Genomic DNA, 7341 nt, shown 5'->3' with positions numbered 1-7341 from the left:
ATGTCCTCGTGCGCCGTGCCATCGGCCGACGTCACCCTCAGCGTATCGGTGGCGGTGATATCCTGACCCAGGAACTGGACCTTGGCAGGGTCGGCCTGATAGGTCCATGCGCCGGAATCGCTGTCGAAGGTGAAGGTGCCGTAGGTGCCGTTGAGCACCGGGTCATCTACCGCTATCGCCTGGAAGTGGGCCTCGCCGTGATCGACGTCGTCAACCGTCACCACGCCGCTATCGAACATCACGATCGTGCCGCTGTTGACCGTGGTGCCGGCGTCCTCCACCACATTGCCCGTCGCGTCGCCCGAAATCGTCGCTGTGTCGTTGGTGCCCGTGACAGTGAACGTGATCGGCTGGGTCGAGGCGACGTTATGCTCGTCGGATACGGTGATATCGTAGGTGATCGTCAGCTTTTCGCCGGCGGCGAGGAAATCGAAAGCGCCATCGACGCCGCTATAGCTGAAATCGACCGTGCCGAGCCCGCTGCCCGTACTGTCGTGCAGGATCAGCGTTAGCCCGCTTGCTTGAGCGAGCAAGCCCTTCTGAGTGGAAGTCAACGTGTCCCCAGCCGGATTCAGCCAACCAAACACCGGTCCGGAGCCGGTCGCCAGATGCGTATCGCTCAGGTCGACGTCGTGGAACGTCAGCGAGCCGGCAGCGGTGTCGGGTTTGACCGAGCCGGTTTCGCCCGGCTGCTCGTCAATGGCGTGCAGCGTCGGCGTCCCGAGGGGACCGGAAACGTCAGCGCTGACCACCGGCGCGTCGTTGCTGCCGGTGACGGTGACGGCGACATACTCCGTCGCGAGGCCGCCATGAAGGTCGTCGATCTCCACCGTATAGGTCAGCGTGACCGACTCGCCGTCGGCGAGGTAATCGAAAAATTGATCCGACGCCGAGAACGTCCAGTTTTGCGAGCCCGTCACGCCGCCGGTGGTATCGGAGAATTCCCGAAGCAGAAGCCAGCCCATTTGGGCGGAATGGCCTGCGAGACCGGTCTGTGTCCCCGATGCCACGACATCGGCGATCGTGACGTCGTGCGTATCGGTCAGGTCGACATCGGTGAACTGGATCGTGCCATGGTCCTCGTCCGGCGCCGTCGAACCAACGGTGTCGACGCGTTCCGCGATGGTGCCGATCTGCTCGTCGCCGCCGATCGTCGGCACGTCGTTGGTGCCGACCACGGAGACGTCGGCGCCGTTGATCGAGATGCTGACCGGCGTGTACACCACGCCGCCATGGCCATCGTCGACCTTGATGACGTAGTTGAGGATCAGCTTCTCGCCCTTGGCGAGGAAATCGAAGGCATGGTCGGCGATGCTGTAGGTCCAGGTCGCCGAACCGTTATGGCCGCTTCCAATGCCCTGCCCCACCGTCAACGGAATTTTGACGGCTTCAATCGCGTCCAGTTGCGCCTGCGTCAGCGTCGCGGTGACGTTATGCCCCTGCGCGTCGAGGTATCGGAACGGCTCGGTTGTCGAGATCGCTGCGCTCACCACCGGACGGTCGGTCAAATCGGTGTCGGTAAAGGTGACGGTGCCCGAGATCGTATCGATCGTGTTGTTGCCGGTGCCGTCCCGCTCGATGACGGTGCCGCCGCTGGTGGCGACGGTCGGCGCGTCATTGGTGCCTGTGATCGTGATGGTGAAGGTCTTGAACGTGATCTCGTTGTTCGCCGCGAAATTATTGTCGACCCGCGCGATGTAGGTCAGCGTCAAGGTCTCGCCGGCGGCCAGGAAGTCGAAAGCGCCGTCCGGGACGCTGTAGGTCCAGGTCGCCGTGCCGCGGTTTTTTTGGTTGGGATCCTGCACGACGGCAAGCGGCACTTCCACCGCCTGGATCGCGGCTACTTGCTCCGCCGTCAGCGATGCGGTGACGTCGCTGTGCTGCGCGTTCGCATACTTGAACGAGGCAAAACTCGCCTGGGCGGTCGGCACGTCGCCCGGATTGAGGTCGGAATACGCGATCTCGCCGGTCAACGTATCCTGCGCGGCACTGCCGGTCAGGCCTGCGCGCTCGGTGAAAGCCGCATTGGAGGTGACGACGTCAGGCGGCCCCGGAATGTGGTCGGTCGCTTTGGCTGCCGTACCGGTGTTCGTCGGGAGAGGAGTGTCGACGAACGGAGTCACCGTCACCTTCACTGGCAAGGTTTCGCCGCCCGCCAGTCTGATGAACATATTTTCCGGTACCGGCGAATCGGTGAACCGGTGCAGCTGCTGAGGATTGTTCAGGTCGGTGAATTTCAGCTGGAAGACATCGGAGATGATCTTCTGCGCATCGGGCGACAACTGCACGGAGGAGAGGAAATTGACCGTGCCCTGGCCGCTGACGATGGTCTGCGTACCGGCCTGATTGACGGTCGCGATCGGCGTCATCGTGGTCTTGTCGAACAGGATGTAGGAGCCGGTGGTGCCGTCGGGCTCGACCAGCACCTGGAATTTCGCCGGCGGCGCTCCGCCCTGCCCCGGCACGGCGAAATCGATTTCGACCAGCACCGCGGTGCCGCGGATGCCCATGGTCGCAACCGGCGTGTCGACCTTCATGTCGCCCTTCTTGGCGGTCGCGCCGGCGACGAACGAGATGGTGCCCTGCACCAGGCTGATCAGCGACGAATTGTTCGACCCGTTCGGGTCGTAGATCATTTCGTTCAGCACCATTCTGGCATTCGACGCGAGGCCGAACACACTGCCGTCGATGAAGGTGATGCCGAGCGTCGAATCGGAGCCGGACTGGACCACGTCGCCTTTGTTGACGTTGTCGCCATTGTTCAGAATGATTGAAACGCCGTTGCGGATCGCGGTCGCGGTGCCGACGAGCTTGGTCACATGACCGATGACCTGGGCCACGCTCGGGCTGCCGTCGGCCTGCGCCAGTTGGAGGTGACCGGTCAGCGCGTTGACAATATCGCCGGTCAGATGGGCGCCATCGGGTGATGCCAGGGCTGCGCGCTTCTCGCCCTTGAAATAGTCGTGCAGCACCAACTCGCGGCCGTCGCCCGACAGAACGAGGTCGACACCCGCGCGCTTGAAATCGCCGGTGAAAAGCAAATGGGCGTCTGGAACGATAATGGCGCCCGACGGTGCATGCGTGGAGACGCTGTCGACCTGCAGGTGCCCACCCAGGTGAGCGCCGTGGCCGTCAGGCAGCACGTCGGTAAATTTACCGGCCAAAGTCAAATGAGCCCCGCCGCCGCTAAGGTTAATACAAATACAATATTCAAAGGTCTAAGCTTGCATATCACGGATGGTCTTCTACGGAACCATCCATTTTTTGTGCAGTTTGCTTAGGTTAGAGTGGCTTCTAGATCAGTCTTCTCGATTTTTCTCAAGCATATCTAGCACTCTTCTGTCATACACAGAGGAATACATGGTTAAGCTTGAGCACCAGGGAGATTAGTTGAGATATTCGTAGTAAAACGTCTGCGGTCTATACTTATCAATTCTCTTCCCCCGTATAACCCCGGTATATGATGCGATTTTCCAAGTCAAAACTGTGACTTGGCTCACAACTCACGCGAATCTGACCAGATTAGTCATATTAACCTGAAAACAACGATAACGCGCGGTTAAGCACCATCCCATGGATAGGGCAGTCACGGCTCCGCAAAGGTTCGATAAAATTTTCGGGAAACCAGCGAGACAAATTTTAAGCTGTTTCGCGCTTTCCGGCCCGATATCGCGGGTTTTAAGCAGATCAAAAGCCCACCTACCCACTATGCCCCCAGCGAAATGATCCGGTCACGAGTAGGTTAACGAGCCTGCCGATAATGCCCGGACGAGGGGTGTCAGATGGCGATCTCAAATTATCCGCGTGCGTTGCGCGCAGCCTTCCTCGCGTGCGGCCTGTCCATAAGCGGCTTGGCCTGGTTCGGACCGGCGGCCGCCGGAACGCTGCTGTCACCTGGCGCTGCGGTCCTGATCAAGAAATCCGTCGAGCCGTTCGGGCAGCCCACCGCGATGCTTCTCGACGGCGGATTGCACGAGAAATGGCAAAGTTTGCAGCGCCGCCTTGAGGACGAAATGGTGCAGCTTGCGCTGTGCGAGGGCGATCGCGAAGGCTGCGTCTCGCCGGCCGCGCTGCAATTTCTCGCCATCATCGACGCCGCCAAGCTTCGCGAGGGCCGCGCCCGGCTCGGCGAGATCAATCGGGCCATCAACCTTGCGGTCAGGCCGGTGAGCGACCTCGCACAATATGGCCAGCTCGACGTCTGGGCCTCGCCGCTCACGACGCTGACGCGGGGCGGCGACTGCGAGGATTACGCCATTGCGAAATTCGTGGCGTTGCGCCGGGCCGGCATTGCGCCCGACGACTTAAGGATCGTGATCATGCGTGACACCGTCCGCGGCGAGGATCACGCGGTTGCCGCCGCGCGGCTCGACGGGCACTGGCTGACGCTGGATAACCGCCGCATGGCGATGATTGAGGATTCCGACATCCGGAATTACCGGCCGACCTTCGTGATCGATCAGCACAGCGTCATGCGATACAGCGATGCGCCCGTGCTCATGGCTGCAGCCGGGCAGTAATCCCGAAACGCTGATGGTCATCAGCTCGCTGGCGGCGCCCGGCCTTGTCGCACCTGCCAATCCGGCTCCGACGAAGCCGATTGACAATAATCCACTCAGCGAAATGCATTCCGCGACGACGATCAAACACCGCACGACCAGCGCTGCGGCCGTTCGACTTGGTGCCATGCGCGCCCATGATCCGCTCTGGGATATCGGATACAACGCTTCCTGCAATTTTCATTGCGTGATCAACGAGAGGCATCATGTCATGCTGCAGTGCAGCCGGACCGCATGCTGCATTCTGTTTGGCGAAAACATGACGATACAAATTTTCTCTTTTTCTTTTCGCGCTCGCACTTGATTGACGCCGTCGTTCCCACCGGCATACCATTCCAACAGATCCGCTAGAGATCATTGGAGGGGACTAGGATGACGCGTTCGCCGTACGGTGATTCTGTTTGCCGTTTTTTTCCTGACAGCTTTTCCAACTTGCATCGGCCGGTTCGCCTTGCGCTGGCGATCGGGCTTGGGCTGGCGGTCTCCTCCACGGCGGCACTCGCGCAAAGTCCCGCCAAGGGATCGCCGGAGCACATCAAGGCCGTCACCTCGGCGGTCGACGGCGCCTCGATCAAGGCCAACACCGCGACATCGAACGACTGGCCGACCATCGGCCTCGATTACGCGGAAACGCGCTTTTCCAAGCTGAACCAGATCAACACCGACAACGTCAAGAAGCTCGGCCTGGTGTGGAGCTATCCGCTCGAATCCTCGCGCGGTGTCGAGGCAACCCCGGTGGTGGTCGATGGCATCATGTACCAGACCGCCTCCTGGAGCGTGGTGCATGCGATCGACGCCCGAACCGGCAAGAGGCTCTGGACCTTCGATCCCGGCATTGACAAGGAGAAGGGCTACAAGGGCTGTTGCGACGTCGTCAATCGCGGCGTGGCGCTCTGGAAGGGCAAGGTTTTCCTCGGCGCCTATGACGGCCGCCTGATCGCGCTCGATGCCGTCACCGGCAAGGTCGTCTGGGAAAAGGACACCATCGTCAGCAAGGAGCACTCCTACACCATCACCGGCGCGCCGCGCGTATTCAACGGCAAGGTCGTGATCGGCAATGGCGGCGCCGAATATGGCGCGCGCGGCTACATCACCGCCTATGACGCCGAGACCGGCAACCAGGCCTGGCGCTGGTTCACGGTGCCCGGCGATCCCTCAAAACCGTTCGAAGATGAATCGATGGCGGCAGCCGCCAAGACCTGGGATCCGGCCGGGAAATACTGGCTCAACGGCGGCGGCGGAACGGTGTGGGACACCATCACCTTCGATCCCGACCTGAACATGGTCTATGTCGGCACCGGCAACGGCTCGCCATGGAATCGGGACCTCCGCAGCCCGTCCGGCGGTGACAATCTCTATTTGGCGTCGCTGGTGGCGCTGAACGCCGACACCGGCAAATACATCTGGCACTATCAGGAAACCCCCGGCGATCATTGGGACTACACATCGACGCAGCCGATGATCCTGGCGGACATCAACATCGATGGCGCGCCAAGGAAGGTCATTCTCCATGCACCGAAGAACGGTTTCTTCTTCGTCGTCGACCGCACCAACGGCAAGTTCATCTCGGCCAAGAACTTCGTCGATGTGAACTGGGCGACCGGTTACGACGCCAATGGTCGGCCGATCGAAGTGCCGGCGGCGCGTGGGAGAGAACAGTATGACAGCATTCCCGGCCCGTACGGCGCCCATAACTGGCACCCGATGTCGTTCAATCCGCAGACCGGCCTCGTCTATCTGCCGGCGCAGAACATTCCGGTGAACCTGACGCCGGAAAAGGCCTTCAAGCATAATGCACAGGAGCCGGGCAAATTCGCGTCCGCTGCGGGCTGGAATGTCGGCTTCATGCTGAATGCGACGCCGCCGAAATCAGCGCCGTTCGGCCGGTTGATCGCCTGGGATCCGGTCAAGCAGAAGGAGGCCTGGCGCGCGGAATATGTGGCGCCGTGGAACGGCGGCACGCTCACCACCGCGGGCAATCTGGTTTTCCAGGGCACGGCTGATGGACGCTTCATTGCCTACAACGCCACGTCAGGCGAAAAGCTCTGGGAGTCGCCGACCGGCACCGGCGTGGTCGCGGCGGCCTCGACCTACATGCTCGACGGCAAGCAATATGTGTCGATCGCGGTCGGCTGGGGCGGCGTGTTCGGCATCGCCGCCCGCGCCACCGAGCTGCGCAGCCCGGGCACGGTCTACACCTTCGCGGTCGACGGCAAGGCGCCGCTGCCGGCCTTCGTGAAGTACCAGACCGAAGGCCTGCTCGCCGGCGTCAAGTATGACCCGAAGGACGTGCCCGACGGCACCGCGCTCTATGTCACCGCCTGCGCCCAGTGCCACGGCGTGCCCGGCGTCGACAAGGGCGGCAATGTCCGAAACCTCGGCTATGTTCCGAAGGAGACCATCGAGAACTTGAAGGACTTCGTGTTCAAGGGCCCGTTCCGCGACCAGGGCATGCCGGACTTCACCGGCAAGCTGACCGAAGCGGATGTAACGAAGATCGTCGCCTTCATCCAGGGCACAGCGGATGCGATCAGGCCGAAGCCGGCCGAAGCAGCTGGACAGCCGAAGCAGTAGCCCAACTCGTCATGGCCGGGCTTGTCCCGGCCGTCCACGTCTTTCTCGCTCAAGGAAAGCAAAGACGTGGATGCCCGGGACGTAGGCGAGCGGAAGCGACGCCGTCCTTCAGACGGCGATGCCCGGGCATGACGGAGGAGAGATAGGACTCGCTCAAACAAAAAGGGCTGCGCGAGGTGATCGCGCAGCCCTTCGTCGTTTGGAAGGC

4 protein-coding genes are annotated in these 7341 nt (G+C 61.5%); 3 read left to right on the top strand and 1 reads right to left on the bottom strand.

Annotated elements, in window-relative coordinates; genetic code table 11:
- A partial coding sequence (locus JQ558_RS36265) for a VCBS domain-containing protein (protein ID WP_212296667.1) occupies nt 1–3164 on the bottom strand: 3164 nt, incomplete at its 3' end.
- Nucleotides 3165–3782: 618 nt separating this feature from the next.
- Here JQ558_RS36265 and JQ558_RS36260 point away from each other — a divergent pair.
- The 3 genes from JQ558_RS36260 (at nt 3783) to JQ558_RS36250 (ending at nt 7133) form a co-directional block, all read left to right on the top strand.
- On the top strand, nt 3783–4520 hold the full coding sequence (locus JQ558_RS36260) for a transglutaminase-like cysteine peptidase (protein WP_212296666.1): 738 nt from the start codon (nt 3783–3785) through the stop codon (nt 4518–4520).
- 13 nt (nt 4521–4533) lie between these two features.
- Nucleotides 4534–4863 carry a hypothetical protein gene (locus tag JQ558_RS36255; RefSeq protein WP_212296665.1) on the top strand — a complete coding sequence of 110 codons (330 nt, stop codon included), beginning with the start codon at nt 4534–4536 and terminating at the stop codon, nt 4861–4863.
- A 128-nt stretch (nt 4864–4991) separates the two neighbouring features.
- Nucleotides 4992–7133: a PQQ-dependent dehydrogenase, methanol/ethanol family gene (locus tag JQ558_RS36250; protein WP_409410625.1), complete on the top strand. Its 2142-nt coding sequence runs from the start codon at nt 4992–4994 to the stop codon at nt 7131–7133.
- Nucleotides 7134–7341: the final 208 nt, after the last annotated feature.

This window comes from Bradyrhizobium sp. AUGA SZCCT0160 (assembly GCF_018130105.1).
In the GTDB taxonomy this organism is placed as follows: Bacteria; Pseudomonadota; Alphaproteobacteria; order Rhizobiales; family Xanthobacteraceae; genus Bradyrhizobium.
This window is presented reverse-complemented; position numbering and strand designations above follow the sequence as displayed.

What these genes read in the sequence shown, in the direction of transcription:
- JQ558_RS36260 (WP_212296666.1), top strand. Translation starts at nt 3,783, where the DNA reads ATGGCGATCTCAAATTATCCGCGTGCGTTGCGCGCAGCCTTCCTCGCG.
- JQ558_RS36255 (WP_212296665.1), top strand. Translation starts at nt 4,534, where the DNA reads ATGGTCATCAGCTCGCTGGCGGCGCCCGGCCTTGTCGCACCTGCCAAT.